The sequence below is a fragment of the Burkholderia lata genome, from assembly GCF_000012945.1.
In the GTDB taxonomy this organism is placed as follows: domain Bacteria; phylum Pseudomonadota; class Gammaproteobacteria; order Burkholderiales; family Burkholderiaceae; genus Burkholderia; species Burkholderia lata.
The window spans coordinates 999,818-1,023,097 of record NC_007509.1 but is presented as its reverse complement, the minus strand read 5'-3'; the positions used below and the strand labels follow the sequence as shown (position 1 = coordinate 1,023,097).

General features: G+C 65.3%; 20 protein-coding genes. 18 read left to right on the top strand and 2 right to left on the bottom strand.

Features of this window, described 5'->3' with window-relative positions:
• Positions 1-294: 294 nt before the first annotated feature.
• The 4 genes from BCEP18194_RS04330 (at position 295) to BCEP18194_RS04315 (ending at position 4,803) form a co-directional block, all read left to right on the top strand.
• Positions 295-1,242: a fatty acid desaturase family protein gene (locus tag BCEP18194_RS04330; protein WP_011350097.1), complete on the top strand. Its 948-nt coding sequence runs from the start codon at positions 295-297 to the stop codon at positions 1,240-1,242.
• A gap of 52 nt (positions 1,243-1,294) precedes the next feature.
• Positions 1,295-2,167 carry a ferritin gene (locus tag BCEP18194_RS04325; protein ID WP_041492656.1) on the top strand — a complete coding sequence of 291 codons (873 nt, stop codon included), beginning with the start codon at positions 1,295-1,297 and terminating at the stop codon, positions 2,165-2,167.
• A gap of 614 nt (positions 2,168-2,781) precedes the next feature.
• Positions 2,782-3,774: a LysR substrate-binding domain-containing protein gene (locus BCEP18194_RS04320; RefSeq protein WP_011350095.1), complete on the top strand. Its 993-nt coding sequence runs from the start codon at positions 2,782-2,784 to the stop codon at positions 3,772-3,774.
• Positions 3,775-3,978: 204 nt separating this feature from the next.
• The gene (locus BCEP18194_RS04315; RefSeq protein WP_011350094.1) at positions 3,979-4,803 is read left to right on the top strand and encodes an alpha/beta fold hydrolase; all 825 of its coding nucleotides are present in this window, start codon (positions 3,979-3,981) and stop codon (positions 4,801-4,803) included.
• A gap of 57 nt (positions 4,804-4,860) precedes the next feature.
• Here BCEP18194_RS04315 and proP read toward each other — a convergent pair whose 3' ends face one another.
• The gene (gene proP / locus BCEP18194_RS04310; protein ID WP_011350093.1) at positions 4,861-6,330 is read right to left on the bottom strand and encodes a glycine betaine/L-proline transporter ProP; all 1,470 of its coding nucleotides are present in this window, start codon (positions 6,328-6,330) and stop codon (positions 4,861-4,863) included.
• Positions 6,331-7,981: 1,651 nt separating this feature from the next.
• Here proP and BCEP18194_RS04300 point away from each other — a divergent pair.
• Positions 7,982-9,052, top strand: a complete 1,071-nt coding sequence (locus tag BCEP18194_RS04300) for a helix-turn-helix domain-containing protein (RefSeq protein WP_081436552.1) — start codon at positions 7,982-7,984, stop codon at positions 9,050-9,052.
• 215 nt (positions 9,053-9,267) lie between these two features.
• Here BCEP18194_RS04300 and BCEP18194_RS41055 read toward each other — a convergent pair whose 3' ends face one another.
• Complete coding sequence (locus tag BCEP18194_RS41055; RefSeq protein WP_011350089.1) at positions 9,268-9,573, bottom strand: hypothetical protein; 306 nt, start codon at positions 9,571-9,573, stop codon at positions 9,268-9,270.
• A gap of 288 nt (positions 9,574-9,861) precedes the next feature.
• Between BCEP18194_RS41055 and BCEP18194_RS04295 the strand changes: the two genes are divergently transcribed.
• The 13 genes from BCEP18194_RS04295 to BCEP18194_RS04235 all read left to right on the top strand — a co-directional run bounded on the left by BCEP18194_RS04295 (position 9,862) and on the right by BCEP18194_RS04235 (position 23,265).
• Positions 9,862-10,950, top strand: coding sequence for a sugar transferase (locus BCEP18194_RS04295; protein WP_011350088.1), 1,089 nt, complete (start codon positions 9,862-9,864; stop codon positions 10,948-10,950).
• Positions 10,951-11,119: 169 nt separating this feature from the next.
• Complete coding sequence (locus BCEP18194_RS04290) at positions 11,120-12,295, top strand: polysaccharide biosynthesis/export family protein (protein ID WP_011350087.1); 1,176 nt, start codon at positions 11,120-11,122, stop codon at positions 12,293-12,295.
• Positions 12,292-12,726 carry a low molecular weight protein-tyrosine-phosphatase gene (locus BCEP18194_RS04285; RefSeq protein ID WP_011350086.1) on the top strand — a complete coding sequence of 145 codons (435 nt, stop codon included), beginning with the start codon at positions 12,292-12,294 and terminating at the stop codon, positions 12,724-12,726. Before BCEP18194_RS04290 ends, BCEP18194_RS04285 begins: the two co-directional genes overlap by 4 nt.
• A 52-nt stretch (positions 12,727-12,778) precedes the next feature.
• Entirely contained in the window at positions 12,779-15,016 is a 2,238-nt protein-coding gene (locus BCEP18194_RS04280) for a polysaccharide biosynthesis tyrosine autokinase (RefSeq protein WP_011350085.1), read from the top strand.
• 51 nt (positions 15,017-15,067) lie between these two features.
• Complete coding sequence (locus tag BCEP18194_RS04275; protein WP_011350084.1) at positions 15,068-16,300, top strand: lipopolysaccharide biosynthesis protein; 1,233 nt, start codon at positions 15,068-15,070, stop codon at positions 16,298-16,300.
• Between the two features lie 28 nt (positions 16,301-16,328).
• Entirely contained in the window at positions 16,329-17,528 is a 1,200-nt protein-coding gene (locus BCEP18194_RS04270; protein WP_011350083.1) for a capsular polysaccharide biosynthesis protein, read from the top strand.
• Between the two features lies 1 nt (position 17,529).
• A complete protein-coding gene (locus tag BCEP18194_RS04265; protein ID WP_011350082.1) occupies positions 17,530-18,060 on the top strand; it encodes a serine O-acetyltransferase in 531 nt (176 codons plus the stop codon).
• A complete protein-coding gene (locus BCEP18194_RS04260; RefSeq protein ID WP_011350081.1) occupies positions 18,057-19,001 on the top strand; it encodes a glycosyltransferase in 945 nt (314 codons plus the stop codon). Before BCEP18194_RS04265 ends, BCEP18194_RS04260 begins: the two co-directional genes overlap by 4 nt.
• Before the next feature lie 11 nt (positions 19,002-19,012).
• A complete protein-coding gene (locus BCEP18194_RS04255; RefSeq protein ID WP_041492654.1) occupies positions 19,013-20,095 on the top strand; it encodes a glycosyltransferase in 1,083 nt (360 codons plus the stop codon).
• Positions 20,096-20,177: 82 nt separating this feature from the next.
• Complete coding sequence (gene kdsA, locus BCEP18194_RS04250) at positions 20,178-21,023, top strand: 3-deoxy-8-phosphooctulonate synthase (protein ID WP_011350079.1); 846 nt, start codon at positions 20,178-20,180, stop codon at positions 21,021-21,023.
• Positions 21,020-21,571 carry a KdsC family phosphatase gene (locus BCEP18194_RS04245; protein ID WP_011350078.1) on the top strand — a complete coding sequence of 184 codons (552 nt, stop codon included), beginning with the start codon at positions 21,020-21,022 and terminating at the stop codon, positions 21,569-21,571. The genes kdsA and BCEP18194_RS04245 overlap by 4 nt, the downstream gene beginning before the upstream one ends.
• The gene (kdsB, locus tag BCEP18194_RS04240) at positions 21,555-22,352 is read left to right on the top strand and encodes a 3-deoxy-manno-octulosonate cytidylyltransferase (protein ID WP_011350077.1); all 798 of its coding nucleotides are present in this window, start codon (positions 21,555-21,557) and stop codon (positions 22,350-22,352) included. Before BCEP18194_RS04245 ends, kdsB begins: the two co-directional genes overlap by 17 nt.
• Positions 22,333-23,265: a KpsF/GutQ family sugar-phosphate isomerase gene (locus BCEP18194_RS04235; protein ID WP_011350076.1), complete on the top strand. Its 933-nt coding sequence runs from the start codon at positions 22,333-22,335 to the stop codon at positions 23,263-23,265. The genes kdsB and BCEP18194_RS04235 overlap by 20 nt, the downstream gene beginning before the upstream one ends.
• The last annotated feature ends 15 nt before the right edge of the window (positions 23,266-23,280 follow it).

Genomic DNA, 23,280 nt, shown 5'->3' with positions numbered 1-23,280 from the left:
TGAGCAGCACGCATCCACTCGGCGTTGCCATGTGCGTATACGTGTGAGCCCGCGCGAGGTGAATGGTCGGTACGCATTCGACCGGTCGTCTAGTTCACGATGTGGTGCGCTCATGCGCGGGCGTCATGCAATGCGTTCGGAAAATTCGCTTGTCCGAAGCATCGACTCACAGAAGAATTGCAACCCGGCAGCGCGCCAGTGTCGCCGCGTCATCGTGCCGGGCAGGGTCCGGCCAAGGAGAGCATTTTGTCCGTCACCTCATCGCTTCTCGCCCGTCAGAAACCGGTTGCCGACATGAAGAGCCGCCCGAGCGGCGTCGTCTTCTCACTGAAGCTCGCGGTCTACGTCGCGCTCATCGCGCACGGCATGCTGTTCGCGCTGTCGACGGTTGTGGTCCTGAAGGTCGTCGGCATCCTGCTGATCGGCGCGATGTACGCGCACGGCGTCGAGCTGCAGCACCAGGCGCTGCATTACCAGGGGTTCAGGAGCAAGCGGCTCAACATGGTGTTCGGTGTGCTGCTCGGCATGCCGATGCTCGTGTCGTTCCATGCGTACCAGGACAGCCACCTGCGCCATCACCGGCTGCTCGGCACGCCGGAGAACAAGGAGTTCTTCGACTACGGCGACCAGTACGGCGCGAGTCCCGTCGTGAATCTCGGGCTGTGGGTGTGGCGGCTGTCGATGGCCGCGCACTATATCCAGTTCGCGAAGAACGTCGCGAAGCTCGTCGTGCCGGGCGCACGCTTCGGCGACAACCCGCTGGTGTCGCGCGCGATCCGCCGCGATCACCTGCTGATGGTCGCGGCGATCGCGCTGCTCGCCGGCGTGTCGTTCGCGCTGCACACGTGGTTCGTCGTGTGGGTGTGGGTCGTGCCGCTCGTGTTCGTGGCCGCACCCGTGCATGCGCTGGTCGAGATGCCCGAGCATTACCGCTGCGACCTGACGAGCACCGATCCGTTCCGCAACACGCGGACGATCGAGAGCAATGCGTTCATGACGTGGTTCACGAACGGCAACAACTATCACGTCGAGCACCACATGATGCCGAACTTGCCGATCGAACGGTTGCACGACCTGCATGGCGCAATCGGGCCGCGCATTCGCTACTACCACCGCACGTACCGGCAGTTCTATTACGCGCTGCTGCGCGGCAGGCTGTCGCCGCGTACGGTGGACGACGACGCGGACGACCGTGCGCCCGACGCGGAAGCGGCGGCGCCGGCGTCCACGCAATCGGCATGACCGAGGCGGTGCTGCCCGCGTGCGTGCCGCGCCCGAATGTTTTTCAACGACGGTGACGACGATGCTCTATCCGGAACTTTTCAGGTCGCTGGAAGCGGTGCGCTGGGACATGGAGAAGGACATCCCGTGGAACCGGTTCGACGCGTCGCGGCTCACCGACGAGCAGGCCGAGACGATCAGGATGAATGCGATCACCGAATGGTCGGCGTTGCCTGCGACGGAAATGTTCCTGCGCGACAACCGGCACGACAGCGACTTTTCCGCGTTCATGAGCGTGTGGTTCTTTGAAGAGCAGAAGCATTCGCTCGTGCTGATGGAATACCTGCGCCGCTTCAAGCCGGAAAGGGTGCCGACCGAAGCGGAGCTGCACGCGGTGCGCTTCGAATTCGATCCGGCGCCGCCGCTCGAGACGCTGATGCTGCATTTCTGCGGCGAGATCCGCCTGAATCACTGGTACCGCTGCGCGGCCGACTGGCACACCGAGCCGGTCATCAAGCTGATCTACGAAACGATCTCGCGCGACGAAGCGCGCCACGGCGGCGCATACCTGCGTTACATGAAGAAGGCACTGAACGATTGCGGCGACGTCGCGCGTGCCGCGTTCGCGAAGATCGGCGTGCTGATGGCGTCGGCGCGCCGCACCGAGAAGCCGTTGCACCCGACCAACCTGCACGTGAACCAGGCGCTGTTCCCGCGCGACACCGTGCAGTCGCGCCTGCCCGATCCGGAATGGCTCGAGCGCTGGCTCGACGAGCAGATCCGGTTCGACGGCGAGTGGGAAAAGAAGGTTGTCGAGCGGATCCTGCACAACCTGTCGATCCTGTTCGAGCGCACGCTCACGTCCGCGCAGGAACTGAACCGCTATCGCCGCGAAGTGACCGCGCGGACGAACCGTGTGGCGGACGGCGTGGTGGACAGCGTATAGCGACACGCATCCTGTCCAGTAATAGGCGGAACCGATTCCGGACGGCGTGGCGGCGTCATGCATGCCGATTGCCGTTTCCGGTCGGCGGAATATTCAATTCCGGACATAATTGGTTCATCAATTTCCGGGGATTGCATGGCGCAATTCAATTTCATGCGTTTAGTATATTTTCATAAACATAAAATTGCGGGTTTAAATAGTATTCCGCGTGAATGTTGAGATGCGTATTCTTTTTGCAATCCGGTAAATGAATAAATATGTCTGGTAATTGAAATTGAATTGTAGGAATCGAGTTGTGCCTCTGTTGTAGCGTCGGGATGGCTGACGGAGCGTGGATGTGTGCCCGTAATGTCCTGTTTTTGCGCGCCTTTCGCGGCCATAACCAGCATCGCTCCGGTCGGATATTTATTTACAAAATCACTACTTCATAATGCTAATGTAAGAATATCGGGTCGATCAAAATTGATAGATAAATACGAGTGTCACGATTGAAAATAAGAATGATCTGCATCCATGCTTCAATATAAAATCGTTCCCGAATCCAAATAGGAGAAACGATTCAGGGAGACGAACGGCGACTTGCCTGTCGGTGGGTGCAACTTTGAGGCGGCGGTATGGCTAATGTGAGATTGGCAAAGCGATTGAGAAGTATGCCTTCGCTGGATTTCCTGAGAGGCTTCGAATGCGCGGCGCGTCATTTGAGCTTTACGCGTGCGGGGCAGGAACTGAACGTCACGCAATCCGCCGTGAGTCGCCAGGTCAAGGCGCTCGAGGAGCAGCTCCGGATCGAGCTCTTTCACCGGCACATTCGTTCCCTGACGCTGACCGACAAGGGGCGGGAGCTGTACGACGCGATCTCGTTCGCGTTGTCCGACCTGGAATCGGTGATCGGCAAGCTGTCGTCGAGTGTCGGCCAGCGTGCGATCTCGTTGTCGACCACTGTTTCGTTCGCGGCGCTGTGGCTGATTCCGCGTCTCGGTTCGTTTCGCGCAAGCTATCCCGACATCGATGTACGCGTATCGGCAACGAGCGAAATTGAAGATCTTAAACGCAAACGTTTGCACCTGGCCGTGCGATATGCAGGCCCGTATACGTCGACGGACGAGACGGACGTGCTGTTTCGCGAGCGCGTCGTGGCGGTCTGCAGCCCGAGCCTGATGTCGGCGGCGGGCGACGCTGCGTCGATGAAGCCGGAGGACCTCGACAAGCACGTGCTGCTGCATCTCGACGATCCGCGCGGCGAGTGGCCGTGGCACGGGTGGAGCCATCTGCTGAAGGAGCTGGGCGTGCCGCGCCTGCGGCCTGCCGGCGCGCTGCATTTCAGCCAGTACGACCAGCTGGTGCAGGCGGCGGTCGACGGGCACGGCATCGCGATCGGGCGGCGGCCGCTGGTCGACGGGCTGCTGAAGCAGGGCCGGCTCGTGGAGTTGTTCCCGCACTGCACGGTTGCATCGGGCAGCTACGTGCTGGTGCAGAACCCGGATGCGTGCAACGAGTTCGATATCGCGGTGCTGACCAACTGGCTGCTCGAACAGGCGAGTCATCCGCTCGCGTCGGACCAGGAAACGGGCGGCAGCAACGTGGTGCCGATGTATCGGGTCGGATAGGACGGTCGCGTCACGCCGTCGCGCCATCGCGCGTGCGTGTCGAGGGTGTCATGCGGCAGCTCCGATGCGTGGGCGCGTGCGAGTCGTCATGCGTCGCGCCTGCAACCTGTGCGATGATGCGCCGCTTCGCATTCGTTGCAGCACGCCGCTGACCGCGGCGCCCGGTTCGGGGCCGCTGCCGATCGCGCCGACACCGGAGACGACATGCCCGCAGTGAACATTCATGGCAGCACCCTGCATTACCAGGATCACGGTACCGGGTTTCCGGTGTTGCTCGGGCACAGCTATCTGTGGGATTCGGCGATGTGGGCGCCGCAGATCGACGCGCTGTCGCGCCGGTATCGTGTCATCGTGCCGGACCTGTGGGGACATGGCGCATCGGGCGCGCTGCCGGAAGGCACGCAGACGCTCGACGATCTCGCCGCGCAGGCGAGTGCGTTGCTCGACGCGCTGGAGATCGAACAGTGTGCACTCGTCGGGCTCAGCGTCGGCGGCATGTGGGGCGCGCGGCTTGCGTTGCGCGAACCGCAGCGCGTGCGCGCGCTCGTGCTGATGGATGCGTCGCTCGAGGCCGAGCCCGAAGCGACGCGGCTGCGCTACTTCGGGATGCTCGACGCCATCGCCGCCGCGGGCCGTATCGCACCGCCGTTGCTCGATGCGATCGTGCCGCTGTTCTTCCGGCCGGATGTCAATCTCGCGGGCCCGGTGCCGTCCGCGTTTCGCGACGCGCTCGCGAACCTGCCGGCCGACCGGTTGCGTCAATCGATCGTCCCGCTCGGCCGGCTGATCTTCGGCCGGCCCGACACGCTGTCGGCACTCGCCGAACTGGACGCCGAACGCACGCTGCTGATGTGCGGTGCGGGCGACATGGCGCGCCCGCCGTCGGAAACCGTGAAGATGGCGAGCGTGATCGGGTGCCCGCATGCGCTGGTGCCGGACGCCGGCCACATCTCGAATCTGGAAAATCCCGCGTTCGTCACGCGCGCGCTGCTCGACTGGTTCGACGCGCAGCGGCTGTCGGCGGGCTGACGCCGGCGCGTGTCGCGTGGCGCCACGCCACGCGAGCCAACGCGACCAGCGCCCGCATCACGCGCGTTCGCTGACCGGCGTGAGCTTCCTGTCCCGCCCGTGTGCTTCGTCGGCCCCGCCGCGAACGAGGCTCAGCGCCTCCGCGCGGCTCGCCACGCACGGCGCGGAGCCGGGCAGCGGCTGGCGAGCGGTCTCGCGCAACGCGAGCACCGACACGATGCCGATGAACGAGGCGCCCATCAGGTAGTACGCGGGCATCATCAGGTCGCCGGTGCGATCGACCAGCCATGCGGTGACGAGCGGCGTCGTGCCGCCGAACAGCGACACCGACACGTTGAAGCCGATCGCGAGCGCGCCGTAGCGGATGCGCGTGGGGAACAGCGCGGGCAGCGCCGATGGCATCACGCCGGTGAACGTCGACAGCAGCACGCCGTAGATCAGCATCCCGCCGAACACGGGCAGCATGCCGCCGGTGCGGATCAGCATCAGCGCCGGCACGGCCAGCACGAGCAGGCCCACGCAGCCGGCCATCATCACCGGCTTGCGGCCGACCTTGTCCGACAGGTGCCCGGCGTAGAGCGTCATCGGCATCATCAGCACCATCACGAGCAGCACCAGGAACAGGCCGTGCGATTCGCGGAAGTGCAGCGTCGCCGACAGGTAGCTCGGCAGGTACGACAGCGCCATGTAGTCGGTCACGTTGAAGATCAGCACGAGGCCGACGCATTGCAGCAGCGGCCGCCACTGTTCGACGAGCAGCGCCGCGAAGCGTTGTTTCGGTCGCGACCGTTCGTCCGCTTCGCGTGCTTCGGCTTCCTTCTTGAAGGCGGGCGTTTCCTCGAGTTTCAGCCGGACGTAGAGGCCCACGAGACCGAGCGGGCCGGCGATGAAGAACGGCACGCGCCAGCCCCATGACAGCAGCGCTTCCTGCGACAGCGACGCGGTGAGCAGCGCGACCGTTGCCGCGCCGAGCGTATAGCCGATCAGCGTGCCGAATTCGAGGAAACTGCCCATGAAGCCGCGGCGCCTGTCGGTCGAGAATTCGGCGATGAAGGTGGCTGCGCCGCCGTATTCGCCGCCGGTCGAGAAACCCTGCACGAGGCGGGCGACGAGCAGCAGCACGGGCGCCATGATGCCGATCGACGCGTAGCTGGGGATCAGGCCGATCGCGAAGGTGCCGACGGCCATCATGATCATCGTGGCGGCGAGCACGCGCTGGCGGCCGATGCGGTCGCCGAGCGGGCCGAACACCATGCCGCCGAGCGGGCGTACGAGGAACGCGGCCGCGAACGTGCCGAAGGTCGCGAGCAGCTGCGCGGACGGGCTGCTGGACGGGAAGAACACCTTGCCGAGCGTGACGGCGATGTAGCTGTACACGCCGAAGTCGAACCATTCCATCGCGTTGCCGAACGCCATGGCGCCGACCGCGCGCTTGAGGACGGCGGGGTCGACGATCGTGATGTCATCCAGCTTGACGGACTTGCGCGAAGACCGGGCTTTCGCGGGGTGCGCTTGCGACGGGCTCAAAGAACTCTCCTGGAATTGCCTTGGCAGCCGGCCGGGCGGGTGTGCAGTGGAGTCGTGCGGGCCGATGGACAGCGAAGGCGGGTGTCTCGGGGCGCCGCGATGTCGGTGGAGTGACGCGCGTTGCGGGCGACACCGGGCAGGTTTGTTGTGAGAACCAGTTTAGAGAAACGGACGCAGCCGACTATCGGTCATGCGCCTGGAACCCGGTTGTAAACGACATCGACGACGTCGCCCGAGAACGCCAGGAATGGCTGGGCTGGTTCATGCGGTCGCGCATGCAAGACGACCGCGTCTTTTCGTGGAATACGATGAGGAGCGGCACGGCGCAGAAAGAAGTCGTGCGCGATGCGCCGGTACGAATGCATGCTCGCGCAACGATTTTCCAGTGCACGATGGAATTTTAAAGTTAATTCGGAATGCGAATATTAAACGGAGGCCGGTGAGTGTGGATCGGACGGGCTGACATTCCCGCATCGGAACATGCGGCAGATCCCGAGGCTCGCGCCGGCAGTCGTGCCGGTTGCCACCGCACGCATTGTCGATCCCGCGCTCGATGTTCGTTGCAGCCTGGCGATTGACCGTAGCGACCTGCTCGTCCTGTGCAGCGGCCCTCGCCTGGCAGTAACGGGTGCCGATGGCCTTGCGCTGTCGAATGGGCGACAGCGGTGGTTCAAGCACATCCGTGCATGACAACGTCGTGTTCAACAGGTTTCGCGGCGACGCACGGTTGCGAGATATTCGACAGCAGCGTGACAACCCCTGGCGCGACGCGGCAGGGGTTCAGGGCCGTCCGTCCGATCGGTCAGTGCGCGTGTTTTGTATGAAGAATAGGCGTCGGTGATCGCGATAAATGGCGAGAAATTTCGCACCGCACGAACCCGCGCACTCGCTCATTCGCGAATTTTCATAAATGCGAACGTTTGCGTGTCGCTATGCTGGAATATTCGACGATGAAACCGGCATTTCATTGCCGATGTGAAGCCGTGGACGATTTGAATGGCCAATAACGTTCGATGAAAATTCCTGTCACGAACGCATTCATGAAATCGAAGTGTGTACGATGCCGACACGCCATTGCCGATTCGCATTCAGCGATTCCGGATGGCGCCTGGTCAACGCCAACGACTGCTGCAGCATTACGCCAAATTACGGCGTGCCCGGTGTTGACATAAAACTTTCCGAAATGCGTGATTGACCGGAACAGCGATGGGGATCGAGGTCCGGCGGCACGCGGCGAAAGGCGCCGCACGGCGTGCGGCTTTCCGAACACGAGCGACCAAAGGCAATGCGCGATTCGCGCACGGCGTGGCCGTGCCTGTGCGTTGATTGCGCTTTCATTCGTGCGGGCCGTGCCAGCCGGCAATTGCGGTGCATTCATCGGAATCGCGTTCCTGACATTCATCCGGAGGTCGATCCACCGTCGCTATCACGACACTAATTCCGAATCATTGAGCTACCTCTATTTTTGCTGGATTTGAATGAATGCGTTGTCGTTGATATGAAGAATCTTTAAAAAGGGGGCCATACCGTCTGCTTGATTGATTCCGACAACAACACGGCGAAAACAGACATTGACAAATCGGCGGACAAGGGCCGCCCATATGATGCGGCGCAGAAAACCAGAAATGTAAGAAATTGTCAAAGGTCCGTAATAATGCAGACAGTGTCGAATCATTCATCGACGGGGTTAAGCGTGAATCGTGGCAGAGGCCCCGGAAACGGGCATCAACGGGCAAGCGTAATCGTACTGTTGCTCGAGGGTTTTCCCATTATGCAGATGGGCAAGCTGGCCGCGGTTTTCGAACTCGCCAATCAGCTCGGCCGTGAGGATGGCGCATTCGTCGACCACTACGAATTACGGCTCTATTCCGTGCATGGCGGGCCGGTTCGCTCGTCGTCGGGTGTCGGGATCTGGACGGAGGCGGCCAGTACGCTGGACGCCAGCACCGTGCATGCGATGTTCGTTCTGAGCGGTCAGGGCGGCATCGACAAACTCGACGAGCAGCTGATCGCATGGCTGAGGTATGCGCATCAGCGAGCGCGCGTCGTGAGGGGCAGCAGTGGCGGCCGGAAGTTGCTCACGCAGATTCACCTGCCCCAAAAAGAGGTGGAGCGGGCGTCGCCCGAGATGGACGCCGGCGGCGCATTGCAAGTCAGGCGTGACGACGCCGAATACGCGGGCGACGAGGACGACGGCCCGTTCTCGGATGCGCTGTCGATCGTCCGGGTGGACATGGGTTACGAAATCGCGCAGGAAATCGTGATGTGCATGGTGTCCGGCGCGAACCGGAAGCTGACCGACGTGCTGTTCGGCGCACGTGTCGCACGAGCGAGCACGCTGATTCGCATGGCGGCACATCATCTGCGCGTGAACAGCGAAAACCGCATCTCCATTGCCGATGCGGCGCAGGCCGCGGCGATGAGCGAGCGCAATTTCCTGCGGCGCTTCAAGAATGAAATCGGCGTGACGCCCACCGAGTTCGTGTTGCGAATCCGCCTCGAAAAAGCATGCCGCATGCTGATCGAGACGGATCTTCCGGCGGACAAGGTCGCGAGACGCACCGGCCTGGGCAGCGGCGACCGGATGGCCAAGCTGTTTCGGCAGCACTTGCAGACCTCGCCGACCGAATACCGGGCCGCCGCGCGAAAAGGCGGCGACGCATCGGCAGAGATGTTGTACGCATCGGATCTGAGCGGCTGGATGAGCGGTGCGACCTCTTAGGTCGCGCAATCGCGGCTCGTTACCCGAGATCGATCCGCGGAATTCAATACCGTGCATGTCATCCCTATCGGGATATTCGTGTTTCGTTCGAATGACAGCGCCGCCAATCCGGAATCAAGACCCGGAAATCGGCTAAGCGAAATGCGACGCAGGCGGATTCAGCCACAATCGTGGCGCAGTCCGACACGGCGCGTCAAAAGCGCGCTTCCACTGGATTAAGTTATCGACTGGCCTTTCGAGGAGGCGGCACCCCGGTACTCCTCGGAATTTTGCCTGCCGTGTCGTCGTGAGCGCACTGCGCAGGCCTTTTTATTCGTCGAGCCAGCATTCGCGCCGAGCGCATTCGGTCGATGCTTGCCCGCATGTTCCGGGCGGCGATCCAGTGATGCGATCGCCGCCCGATGCGCCGAGATAACCGGCGCGATCAATCCAGCTTCGACAGTCAATCGCACGTCGTGATGGCGAACCCGATTCGGGAATTTCGCATCGCGATCGCTCGCCATTCTCGTCCGGAATTTCATCGCGTCATGCGTGAAACGGATCGAATGATATTGAGTGGAAACCCGCCTTGATTTCTTCCGCCATCAACAAGGCGAATTCGGACGCAAGCGATAAAAGCGCGAATCGCGACGAATATGATGCGCTGCGGAAACATTGAAGCAACGACGTCGCGACGGTCGCGTCGCGTCGAATGCGCTTCGCATCCGGCCGGATCGGCCACGCAGGATTCGAGCGGCATGAGGTGAAGACGTGAGGCGCCGATGCGCCACGCGAACGGGTGTTGGACGATGAATTAGGAGTTCATATCAATGAATTCGTTGATCAATCGAGCGACCGATATCGGACTGATCGTGCTGGGCGCGTTCATTCCGGCGTTGATCGGTGCCACTGGCGGTGCGCGAGGATCCCTGTTCGACGGTGCGCTGGTTGCATTCGCCGCGGCGCTGGCGTTGTCGGTGTTCCCCGCCTGCGGCATCTACGAGCCGGTGCGGACGCGATCGCTGTTGCGCGTGCTCGGCCGGACCGTGCTCGCGTGGATCGTCGTGCAGGGCATGAGCACTGCGCTTCTGTACGTGCTGCATCGTGCACACGTGCTGTCGAATGAATGGTTCGTGTACTGGACGCTCGCGAGCGGGATCGGCCTGATCGCGTTCCGTGCGCTGACGCTTGCGATCTTCGGGATGATCGCGCGGGCAGGCGGCCAGGTTCGCGCGGCGGCGATCGCGCACGCAGACCGGCACGGCCAGCAGGCGCGCGTGCACCGGCCGGCTGCGCGATTCAAGCGGGTGGTCAGGCGGACGGTCAAGCGGAGCTTCGACCTGGTCGGTGCGTCGCTGCTTCTCGTGTTGCTGACGCCCGTGTTGCTGGGCATTGCATGGGCCGTGCGGCGCGACGGTGGCCCGGCGATCTTCGGTCACGAGCGGGTCGGCCGCAATGGCCGGCCGTTCAAATGCCTGAAGTTCCGTTCGATGGTGGCGAACGCCGATGTGGTGCTCAAGGCGCTGCTGGAGCGCGACCCCGACGCGCGCGCGGAATGGGATCGCGAGTTCAAGCTGAAGAACGACGTCCGCATCACGCCCATCGGCCGGTTTCTGCGCAAGACCAGTCTCGACGAGTTGCCGCAACTGATGAACGTGCTGAAAGGCGACATGAGCCTGGTCGGGCCGCGCCCGATTGTCGAAGCCGAGCTCGAGCGTTACGGGACCGACGTGCGCTACTACCTGATGGCGAAGCCGGGCATGACCGGGCTCTGGCAGGTCAGCGGCAGAAACGACATCGACTATTCGACGCGTGTATCGCTCGATGTGTCCTACGTGCGCGAATGGTCGCTGCGTCGCGACATCGGGATTCTGTTCAGGACGATCAACGTGGTGTTGCGAGGGTCGGGCGCGTACTAGGCGCTGCGGGGCCGCCGGGCGGAATGCACACCGGCGGCGCGTCGCGGCGGCAAGCGCCGATTTTTTTAGTGCAGGCAGCAGGTCCGATCTCGACAGGGGTGCTGTACGCGCGTCGACACGGCGCGCGGCGATCGGAGCATTTTCCAATTAAAACAGGTGTGAGGTCGTCATGCAGAGGTTGCGTCAAATGGAGCCGGTGCGCGTGTCCGCGCAGCGATGGCCGGTGCGTGTCGGGTCGCTGGCGGCGATCCTGCCGCTGTGTGCATTGCTTGGCGCATGTGGCATCGCGCCGGGCATGCGCATGGAGCAGCCTGCGTCGATTCCGCTGCAGAGCGGTGCGACGCCGGCCGACAGTACCGCGCTGCCGGTTCCGGTCACGAACATCGACGTGTCGCTGATCCGGCGCATGCGCGACGCGGAACGCGGCCAGCGCGGTGACGCGCACGATATCGGCGCGTCGCCGGATGCGTACACCATCGGGCGTGGCGACGTGCTGCAGATCACCGTATGGGACCACCCCGAACTGGCGGCCGCGCTCGGCGCACCGGCACAGGCCGCGCCGCGAGCGGCGGATGCGCCGCCGGGTTTCGTCGTCGACCAGGACGGCACGCTGCAGTTTCCCTATGCGGGCCGGGTGCAGGTCGCCGGATTGACGGCCGAGCAGGTGCAGACGCAGTTCACGCGCCGTCTCGACAAGACCTTCAGGAATCCGCAGGTGACGGTGCGCATCGCGTCGTTTCGCGCGAAGCAGGTCTATATCGAGGGCGAAGTGCACACGCCGGGCTCGCAGCCGGTGAACGACATACCGATGACGCTGTACGACGCGATCGGCCGCGCGGGCGGCTTTGCGGCGACGGCCGACCAGAGCCGGATCGTCCTCGTGCGCGACGGTGTCGAGCGCCGGATCGACCTGACCGAGATGGCGGAGCAAGGACGCAATCCGTCGAAGATCGTGCTAAGGAACGGCGACCTGGTGCGCGTGCTGCCGCGCGATGAAAGCGGCGTGTTCGTGATGGGCGAGGTCAACAAGCCGGTGACGGCATTGCCGATGCGCAATGGCCGCCTGACGCTGAGCGAGGCGATCTCGCAGGCCGGCAGCCTCAATGCGAATACGGCCGATGCCGCGCAACTGTACGTGGTGCGCGGCATGCAGGACGAGCAGCCGCAGGTCTATCACCTCGATGCCCGATCGCCGGTGGCGATGGTGCTGGCGAACCAGTTCCAGCTGAAGCCGAAGGACGTCGTGTATGTCGACGGCAACGGGCTCGTCCGGTTCAGTCGCGTGCTCAGCCTGTTGTTGCCGGCCATCAATGCCGGCCTGACCGCGGCGATTGCGACCAAATGATCGAATCCATCCTGATCGTCTGCGAGGGAAACATCTGCCGCAGCCCGATGGCCGAAGCGATGCTGCGCCGGGCGATGCCCGGGCGCCGCATCGTGTCCGCCGGCCTGAACGCGCTCGTCGGCATGCCGGTCGCGCCGTATGTGCACGACGTGATGCGGCTGCGCGGATTCGACGTGTCGACGCATCGCGCGCAGCAAATCGGCCTGTCGCTGTGTACCGACGCCGACCTGATTCTCGTGATGGACCGGCGCCAGCGCACGTCGCTTGAAGGCCGGTTCCCGTTCGTGCGCGGCCGCGTGTTCCGCATCGGCGAGTACACGGATTTCGACGTGCACGACCCTTACCGCCAGCCGCGATTCGTCTTCGAACGCTGCGCGCGACTGATCGAGCTCGGCGTGTCCGAGTGGTCGAAGCGCCTTCGCATCGTCTGAACCGGCCGCCGGTCGACGCTCCACTGGAACCCATTCGCTCCCTATCGTTGCCATGACTCAACCCTCCGCCCCGCCGCAGCAAGCCGCCGAAGACGGCAGCGAGACCGATTTCGTCGCGGTGCTCGACATCCTGATGGAAAGCCGCTGGCTGATCGCGACCATCACGTGCATCGTCCTGGCCGCGGGCCTGGCGTACGCGGTGCTCGGCAAGCCGGTGTTCGAAGCGAACATCATGGTCCAGGTCGAGGACAGCCCCGATACGTCCGCCGCCAAGTCGTTGCTGGGCGACGTGTCCGCGCTGTTCGACGTCAAGTCGTCGGCCGCCGCCGAGCAGCAGATTCTGGCGTCGAGGCTCGTCGTCGAACGCGCGGTGGACAAGCTCCACCTCTTCATCGACGCGTCGCCCAAGCGTTTTCCGGTGATCGGCGACTGGATCGCGCGCCACAGCGACGGCCTGTCCGATCCCGGCCTCGCCGGAATCGGCGGATACGCATGGGGCCGCGAGCGCATCGACGTGCCGCAGTTCGACGTGCCGCGAAAGAACGAGGGCGACACGTTCACGCTGACGAACCTGGACGGCAAGCGCTACCGGCTCGAAGGCGGCGATTTCGACGCTCCGGTCGAGGGCACGGTCGGTACGCTCGAGCGGTTCCGGTCGCCGCGCGGCCCGATCCTGCTGCGCGTCGATGCGATCGCCGCGAAGCCCGGCGCCGTGTTCGTGCTCGTTCGCAATTCGCGGTTGAAGACGATCGAGGATATCCGGGACCGCCTCAACGTCCAGGAGCGCGTCAAGCAATCGGACGTCGTCGTCGCGAGCCTGCAGGACACCGATCCGAAATGGGTAAGCGACACGATGAACGAGATCGGCCGCCAGTACGTCCGCCAGAACATCGAGCGGAAGTCGGCCGAGGCCGCGCAGTCGCTCGAATTCCTCAACGCGCAACTGCCGCAGCTCAAGCAGCAATTGACCGATTCCGAAGCGCGTCTGACGAAGGTGCGAAACGAGCGCGGGACGGTCGACCTGACCGAGGAAGCGAAGCTCGCGCTGGCCCAGACCGCGGATGCGAAGACGCGCCTGCTCGAACTGCAGCAGAAGCGGCAGGAGCTGATGTCCCGCTTTACCGAACGGCATCCGAGCGTGACCGCGATCGACGAGCAGATCGCGGCGCTGAGCGGCTATCGGAACGCTGCGGAGCAACAGATCCGGCGCCTGCCGGACCTGCAGCAGGAAACCGTGCGCCTGATGCTCGACGTGAGGGTCAACACCGATCTCTACACGGCCTTGCTGAACAACATGCAGCAGCTGCAGCTCGTGCAGGCCGGCAAGGTCGGCAACGTACGCCTCGTCGATACCGCGGCGGTGCCGGAAGTGGCGGTGCGGCCGAAGAAGGCACTGGTCGCGGTGGCCGCGCTGCTGCTCGGGCTGCTCGCCGGCGGCGGCACCGCAGTCGTCCGCTCGATGCTGTTCCACGGCATCTCGGACCACAACGAGATCGAGCGCCGGCTCGGCCTCGCGGTCTACACGACCGTGCCGATCAGCGACCACCAGCGCGACCTGGCCGAAGAGGCCGCGCGCAAGAGCGGCCACAAGTCGATCCTGTCGATCGACTTCCCGAACGAGCCGGCGGTCGAGTGCCTGAGGAGCCTGCGGACCGCGCTGCAGTTCGCGATGCTCGAGGCGAAGAACAACGTCGTGCTGATCGCCGGCCCGGCGCCGGGCGTCGGCAAGACGTTCATCTCGTCGAACCTCGCGGTCGTGATGGCCAGTGCCGGCAAGCGCGTGCTGCTGATCGACGGCGACATCCGCAAGGGACGCCTGCACGACTATCTCGGCTTTTCACGCGGCCGGGGCTTGACGGAGCTGATCGCGGGCAGTGCGCGCGTGGATGACGTGCTGCATCGCGAGGTGGTCGAGGGCCTCGATTTCGTCACGACCGGGACGATGCCGAAGAACCCCGCCGAACTGCTGCTGAACCGGAACCTCGCGTCGCTGGTCGCCGATCTGTCGTCGCGTTACGACATCGTCATCGTCGACTCGGCGCCGGTCCTTGCCGTGCCCGATGCCGGGATCCTCGGTGCGTTCGCCGGCACGACGCTGCTCGTCGCGATGGCGGGCAAGACGAAGCTCGGCGAGATCGGCGAATCGTCGAAACGATTCGCGCAGAACGGCATCCGCCTGAACGGCGTCATCTTCAACGGCGTCAATCCGCGGCTCGGCCAGTACGGGTACGGCTCGAAGTACGGCGGGTACCGGTACGTCGCTTACGAATACGGGATGCACGATGCGTGACGCGCGCATGACCGCAGGCGGCGCGGCGCGCGAGCGCAGCAGGAGAGCGCGATGATCAATCCCAGGGATTCGGTCGTTTCGCTGGCCGGTGTCGTGATCGGGCAGATTGCGCTGTTCGCGTGCATCTTCGTGATCGGGCGACGGTTCGGGCCGGAATCGCTCGGCCACTTCAACTACCTGCTCGCACTGGCGACCTTCGGCGGCACGCTGCTCGCCTTCCGCTACGAGCTCGCGTGCGTCGACGACGATCCGCGCGAGTCGTTCAATGCGTTCGTCAACGTGACGGCGCTGGGCCTGGCCGTCGTGGCCGTGTCGGTGGCGGCGATCGGCATCGCCGATCGCCCCGACCTGGTCATCGTCGCGGTCTATGCGCTGGCGTCGTTCGTGCAACTGGCCGCGGCTTCGTACCTGAACAGCATGAGGCGGTACGGCTGGATCGCGCTGTCGCGTGTGGTCGTCAACGGCGCGTTTCTCGTCGGGCTCGTGCTGGCGCTGGCGTGTCGCGCCTGCGAGGGCACCGGCGTATTCGACCTGTACGCGTGGGTGAGCGCGGCGGTCTCGCTCGCGATGGCCGGGGCGATCCTGCTGACCGGCTACCGGGCCGGCCATTCGTTCCGGCTGTCGCGCGGCTTCTTCGTGCGGAACCGCCGCTTTGCGCTGTACATCCTGCCGTCGACGCTGTGTGCGTCGGTGCTGACGTACGCGCTGTCGATCGCGATACCGCACTGGTTCGACGCGCAAAGCGCCGGCTACTTCGCCGCGGCTTACCGGCTCGGCTTCTTTCCGGTTTCACTGATCGCGCAGAGTGTCGGCGGGGTGTTCCGGCGCGATGCCATCGGCGCAATGGCGCGGCCGGATGCGGCCACGACGGTGCCGCAGGTGTACCGCAGCTACGCCCGCGCGCTCGCGGGGCTTGCGGTTGTGTATATGGCGGGCGGGCTGCTGCTGTTCGGGCCGCTGGTCGGCCTGTTCTTCGGCGAAAGCTGGCGGGGCGCGGTCGGGTTCTATCAGAGCCTGATGCCGCTCTTCGCGCTGCAACTGATCTACGTGCCGCTGTCGCAGATCTTCCTCGCCACGCGCGCGCAGCGCGTCGATTTCCTGTTTCAGCTCGCTTGCGGCACCTGTCTCGCCGGCGCGCTGGGCGTGGCGAGACTGATGAACCTGTCGGCGCCCGCAAGCGTGCAGATCTTCTCGCTGACGGGCGCGGCGCTGATGGCGGCCGGCATCGCGCTCACGTACCGGGTACTCGACGCGAACCTGTCCCGATCCCGGGCACCGGCGTGACGGTGCCGCTACGACGAACGAACCCATCATGATCCTGATAGTCATCGATTCCCTCGAGCGGTACTTCTTCGTCAACCGTCTGGTGAGCCCGGTCAGGCACGAGTACGAGTTCGCGTTCCTGACGAGCGAGCCCGTCGCGCATCTCGGCCTGCTGCTGGGCGGCTATCGGTCGGTGTACCTGAACCGCCTGATGCCGATCGACATGCCGGACGGGCAGGCGGCCGACCGGACGCCGTACCGGCTGTCGATCGAGGTGCTGAACGGGCAAATGACGGAGGCGCGCGCGAAGCGCGAGTCGGCGGCGATTTTCCATATCGCGTCCGAGCTGTTGCGCGGCGGGCGAGTCGAGCAGTGCGTGATGTGGAACGGGCAACAACTGGTGTGCAGGGCGGTTCGCCAGGCATGCACCGTGTACGGCGTGGCGACCCGGTTCATCGAGATCTCGAATCTCCCGGGCAAGCTGTTCGTCGACTCGCTGGGCGTCAATGCGCTGTCGACGATCAGCCACCACCCCGAAGTCATCGACGGTCTGCCGCTGCCCGACGAGGAGACGCATGCGCGATGGCTGTCGCGCTACGAGCGCGACAAGCGGATGCCGCTGCCGCAGGCGCGGACGTCGCTGGCCCGCAAGGTGATGTCCGCGACCAACTACGTGCTGAAGGTGGTCAGCCGCGGGGTGGCCCGCAAGCGCCTCGCCAGCGTGCGCGCGCGCAACGGGATGCCGGCGCCCCGGCAGGCGGCGAATCTGTCGACCGATACGCTGTCGACCAGCCGCTACGTGTTTCTGCCGCTCCAGGTGTCCGGCGATACGCAGATCAAGCTGCATTCGGACGTCGGCAATCTCGAGGCGATCCGTCATGCGTTCGAGTTCGCGGCGAACGAGAGCGCCGACCTGTTCGTGAAGCTTCATCCGGCCGAGACCGACGCGGCCGAGATCGATGCGATCGTGCGCCTGCAGGACACCTACCACTTCGAAATCGTCACGTCACCGACCACGGACCTGCTCAAGCACGCGTACGCGGTCGTCACGATCAATTCGACGGTCGGTCTGGAGGCGATGCTGTACGGCAAGCGCGTGGTGTCGCTCGGCCGGTGCTTCTACAAGGAATTCGACCGCGAGCGCCTGCTGAAGTACATCCATTCGTTCCTGATCGACGGAATCGACTACTTCGGCACCGCGCGCATCCCGGCCGATGCGGCCCGGCGCGTGTTCGCGAGGCCCCATTGAGATGGCCATCACGTTGCGACAGACCGCCGAGGCGATCGCCGAAGACTGCCGCCGCAATGCGTTCGTCAAGACGCGCTGCGTCGTGGTGTTCTACCGGATCGTGCATTACCTCGCATGCAGGAGCCGGTTCACGCTGCTGGCGGGTGCGCCGCTCATCGTGTTGTACATCCTGCTGTGCGACTGGCTGATGGGCATCGAGATTCCCGTGAAGACGAAGATCGGCAAGGGGCTCACGATCTATCACGGCACCGGCCTCGTGATCAACGGGTTCGCGGTGATCGGCGACTACTGCACGCTGCGTCACGGCGTGACCATCGGCAACACCACCCGGCAGGACGGCACGATCGACGGCGTGCCGACGATCGGCGATCACGTGGAGTTCGGCGTGCACAGCGTCGTGCTCGGCCCGATTCGGGTCGGCGATCGCGTGCGCATCGGCGCCGGGGCCGTGGTGTTGAGGGACGTGCCCGACGGCCGCGTCGCCGTCGGCGTCCCGGCGCGCATTCTCGACAACGGACAGGAGCCGCAATGAAGGTGTTCATTCTGCATCCCGGCAAGGCGAACTACCCCGAGATCGCCGCCTACGGGCATTGCCTGGGTGCGCATGGATTCGAGGTGTTCGACGGCGATCTCGACGCGTACGCGCGTTTTCCGGATCGGGACGCCTGCATCCTGTGGTGCATCATGGGTTTCTATCGCGCGTTGCCGCCTGCCCGGTACGTGATTCACGACTATCGCTCGCTGTCGGTCGGGCGGCTCGCCGCCGTCAAGGATCGCGTGAAGCGCGTGCTCAATGTCCGGCCCGATCTGCGGATTTTCCAGAACGCGCAGATGCGCGAAGCGATGGCGTTCCGCGACGACGTGCGGACGTTGTTGCTGCCGATGGGCGTGCCGGACTGGATCTTCGATTCGGCCGGCGCCGACGCAGATGCCGCGCACACGCCGTCGGGCCGGTTCTGCTACATCGGCGAAATGAGCCGCGAGCGCGGCTTTCACAAGGTGCTGGCGGCCTATCGCGACGCGCGGCGCGACGAGACGGACACGCTCGTGCTGGTCGGCCAGCCGGAGCCCGGGATCCGCGCGGCGTTCGGCGATACGCCGGGCATCCGGTTCGTCGGCCGCGTGCCGCAGCCGGAGGCGCTACGTATCGTCCGCGACAGCGAATACGCGGTGTGCTTCTTTCCGTATCACCGGCCGCACTGCTTCCAGACGCCGACGAAGCTGCTCGAATACGCGTCGCTCGGCAAGAAGATCGTCTGCAACGACGCGCCGTCGAACGTGCGTACTGCGAACGAGCTCGGCATCCAGTGCCACGTCACCGGCGCGACGATCTTCGACGAGCTGTTTCCGCTGTCGCGGATTCGCGCGAACGGCGCCGATCCGGCCGCGATGAGGGCGCTCGAATGGGGGCGCGTCATCGAGCGCTCGGGCGTGCTCGCGTATATCGGCTCGGCCGCGGCGCATCGCTCATGAGGCGCAATCCGATGAAGATCGTCCACCTGGTCGAATCCAGCGCTACCGGCACGTTGTCGATGGTGTGCCTGATCGCGAATCGTCTCGCCCGCGAAGGCCATGACGTGCACGTCGTCTACTCGGTGCGGCCGGATACGCCGCCCGGGCTCGCCGCGATGTTCGATGCGCGCGTGGCGTTGCATCACGTCCAGATGAAGGGGGCGGGCGCGGTGCGGACCGTGTTCCGGCTGCGCGCGACGCTGACGGCGCTCGGGCCGGACGTCGTGCATCTGCATTCGTCGTTCGCCGGTTTTCTCGGGCGGCTGTCGACGCTGTTTGCCCTGCCGAAGGCGGCGTTCTTCTACAGCCCGCACTGCATTTCGTTCATGCGCCGCGATATCTCGACCCTGAAGCGGCTGGCATTCGTCGGGCTGGAGCGCGTCGCGTGTGCGCGGAAGTGTCTTTACGTGGCCTGTTCGGAAAGCGAAGGCCGCGCGATCCGCACATGGCTGCGTCAGCCGGTAGTGGTGATCGAGAACGCGGTCGGCGACAGCACGCCGCACGTTCGTCCGGACGACACGGCGCCGTCGTCGAACGGCCCCCTGTGCGTGGCGACCGTCGGCGGCATCCGCACGCAAAAGGATCCCGCGCTGTTCGCGCAGATCGCACAGGGCATGCGGGCGCACGGCATGCGCTTCGTCTGGATCGGCGACGGCGACGGTGCGCTGAAGGCGCGGCTGGCCGAGGCCGGCGTCGAGGTGACCGGGTGGTTGCCGCACGACGAAGTGGCGCGCCGGCTCGACCGCGCGGACGTGTACCTGTCGACGTCGTCGTGGGAAGGCATGCCGGTATCGGTCATCGAGGCGATGCTGGCTGGCCGGCCCGTCGTGGTGTCCGACTGCGCCGGCAACGTCGACGTCGTGCGCCATCTGCAGACCGGCGTGGTCTATGCGACGGCAGCCGATGCGGTCGCGTGGCTGGCGCGTCTCACCGGCGACCGTGCATTGCGCGGGGAGCTTGGCCGGCGAGCCGGTCGCGAGGCGCGCCTGCGCTTCGGTGAGGAGCGCCTGTATGGAGAGCTCGCGCCGCTCTATGCGGCCTGGGCCGCCCGTTGACAGTCGTTGCAGGCGGCGCGATCGGGCGGTGCCCGCCGGCGCGCGACGCGCGCGACGCCGATTCAATTTCGTGGAGAACTATATGAATGTATCGATTACGCCTGACGTCACGGTCGGCAACAGCTTGCCGTTCGTGCTCTTCGGCGGCCTCAACGTGCTCGAGAGCGTCGAGTTCACGCTCTACGTCTGCAGCCGGTATGTGGAAGTCACGCGCCGTCTCGGCATTCCGCTGGTGTTCAAGGCTTCCTTCGACAAGGCGAACCGTTCGTCGATCCACTCGTATCGCGGCGTCGGGTTCGACGAGGGGCTCAGGATCTTCGAAGAGATCAAGTCGCGGTTCGGCGTACCCGTGATCACGGACGTGCACGAGGTGTGGCAGGCCGAACCGGCGTCGCACGTCGCGGACGTGCTGCAGGTGCCGGCGTTTCTCGCGCGCCAGACGGATCTCGTGGTCGCGATCGCGCGAACCGGCAACGCCGTCAACATCAAGAAGCCGCAGTTCATGAGCCCGACGCAGATCGAGCACGTCGTATCGAAGTGCCGCGAAGCGGGCAACGACAAGGTGATCCTGTGCGAGCGAGGGGCGTCCTTCGGCTACGACAATCTCGTCGTGGACATGCTGGGGTTCCGCCAGATGCGCGACGCGACGGGCGACTGCCCGGTGATCTTCGATGTCACGCACAGCCTCCAGATGCGCGATCCGCACGGCGCTGCATCGGGCGGCCGGCGGCGCCAGGTGCTCGATCTCGCGCGCGCCGGGATGGCGGTCGGGCTGGCCGGCCTGTTTCTCGAGGCGCATCCGGAGCCCGACCAGGCGCGCTGCGACGGCCCGAGCGCGCTGCCGCTCGCGCAACTCGACGCTTTCCTGCAGCAGGTCAAGGCGGTGGACGATCTGGTCAAGCGGTTTCCGCCGCTCGATATCCGGTGAGCGGCGCGACGTATCGCGGGCCCGTGCGCCTCGTGCTGTTCGACGTCGACGGCGTGCTGACCGACGGCACGTTGCACGTGACGGCCGAAGGCGAGGTCATGAAGCGCTTTCACGCGCACGACGGCGTGGCGGTGGCGCTGCTGCGCGCGCACGGCATCCGCAGCGGCATCCTGTCGGGCAAGCACAGCGGCGCGCTGGCGTGGCGGGCGGCGCAGCTCGGCGTCGACGTGGTGGTGACCGGGTGCGACGACAAGGCGGCCGGCTACGCGGACATCAAGGCGCGGGAGCGGATCGACGACCGCGAGATCGCGTATGTCGGCGACGACGTGAACGACCTGCCGGTCATCGAGCGCGTCGGCGTGTCGTATGCCCCGGCCGACGCGCATCACCTCGTCCGGGCGCGCGTCGATCATGTCGCCGGCACGGCCGGTGGCCGCGGCGTGGCGCGCGAGGTGGCCGAACATGTGTTGAGCGGCGCGGGCTTGTCGCTCGACGACGCATACCGGCCGTTGCTCGAACAATGGAGCGGTTATGACGTCATTCAATAGCGGGCGCCCGGTACATGTCGTGATTCCGGCCCGGTACGGTTCGACCCGACTGCCGGGCAAGCCGCTCGTCGACCTGGCCGGCGAGCCGATGATCGCTCGCGTGCATGCGCGGGTGAGCCGTGCGCTGCCCGGTGCGGACATCGTCGTCGCGATCGACGACGCACGCATTGCGGCAGCGCTCGACGCGCGCGGCATCCGCTTCGCGATGACCGGCGCTCATCATGCGTCGGGCACCGACCGCGCGGCGGAACTCGCGCGGGTGTCCGGCTGGCACGACACCGACGTGGTGCTGAACGTGCAGGGCGACGAGCCGCTCGTGCCCGAGGCGCTGCTGAAGGCGTTCGCGGATTTCTGCGTGGCCGCGCCGGACCTCGGCATCGCGACGGTCGCATGCCCGGTCGGCGATGCCGCGCTGCTCGACGAACCGGGCATCGTCAAGCTCGTCGTCGATCGCCGCGGCCGTGCGCTGTACTTCTCGCGCGCGGCGATCCCGTTCTGTCGCGATGGCCGGTCGGCGGGTGCGGACCTCGGCGGGCACCTGCGACATATCGGTCTTTACGGTTATTCGAATGCGGCGTTGCAGGCACTGGCGCATACCGCGCCGTGCGAACTCGAGCAGCTGGAGCAGCTCGAGCAACTGCGCGCGCTGTGGCTCGGCATGCCGATCGACGTGATGCGCTGGCCCGATGCGCCGCCGGCCGGCGTCGATACGCCCGACGACGTGGCGCGCGTCGTTTCCCTTCTCAAACGGCAAACCCAAGATGAGACAGAACCATATTGAATCCGCCCGGCAGGTCTTCGAGATCGAGTCGCGGGCACTGGCCGGCGTCGCCGCGCGTCTCGACGCGAATTTCGACGCGGCGGTCGAGACCATCCTCGGGTCGCGCGGCCGCGTTGTCGTGTGCGGCATGGGCAAGTCCGGCATCGTCGGCCGGAAGATCGCCGCGACGCTGTCGAGCACGGGGACGCCCGGCTTCTTCATGCATCCGGGCGAGGCCTATCACGGCGATCTGGGCATGGTGACGCCGGACGATACGTTTCTCGCGATCTCGAATTCGGGGGAAACCGACGAGGTGATCAAGCTGATTCCGTTCCTGCGGAACAACGGCAACGATCTGATCGCGCTGACCGGCAATCCGTCGTCGACGCTCGCGAGCGCCGCGCGGGTCCATCTCGACATCGGCGTCGAACGCGAGGCGTGCCCGTTGCAGCTCGCGCCGACCGCGTCGACGACGGCGACGCTCGCGATGGGCGATGCGCTGGCGGTCACGCTGATGCGGGCGCGCGGCTTCCAGCCCGAACACTTCGCGCGCTTCCATCCCGGCGGCTCGCTCGGCCGCCGGCTGCTGTCCACCGTCGACGACGAAATGGCGTGCCGGGATCTGCCGTTCGTGACGGAGGACACGTCGACGCTCGACGTGCTGGATGCGATGACGCGCGGTCGGCTCGGGCTCGCCATCGTGAAGCGGGATGCCGGCTGGGGCATCGTGACCGACGGCGATGTCCGCCGCGCGATCGAGCGGCACGGCGATGGCGTCCTGCGGCGCACGGCGGCCGACATGATGTCGATCGAGCCGTCCACGGTGCCGCCCGGCACGCGGGTCGAGGATGCGCTGCTGCTGATGCAGCAGCAGCGGATCGGCGCGTTGCTGGTGTCCGACGGCACGCGCATCGTCGGCGTATTCAAGAAGTAGGCACGGGCGCTCGAC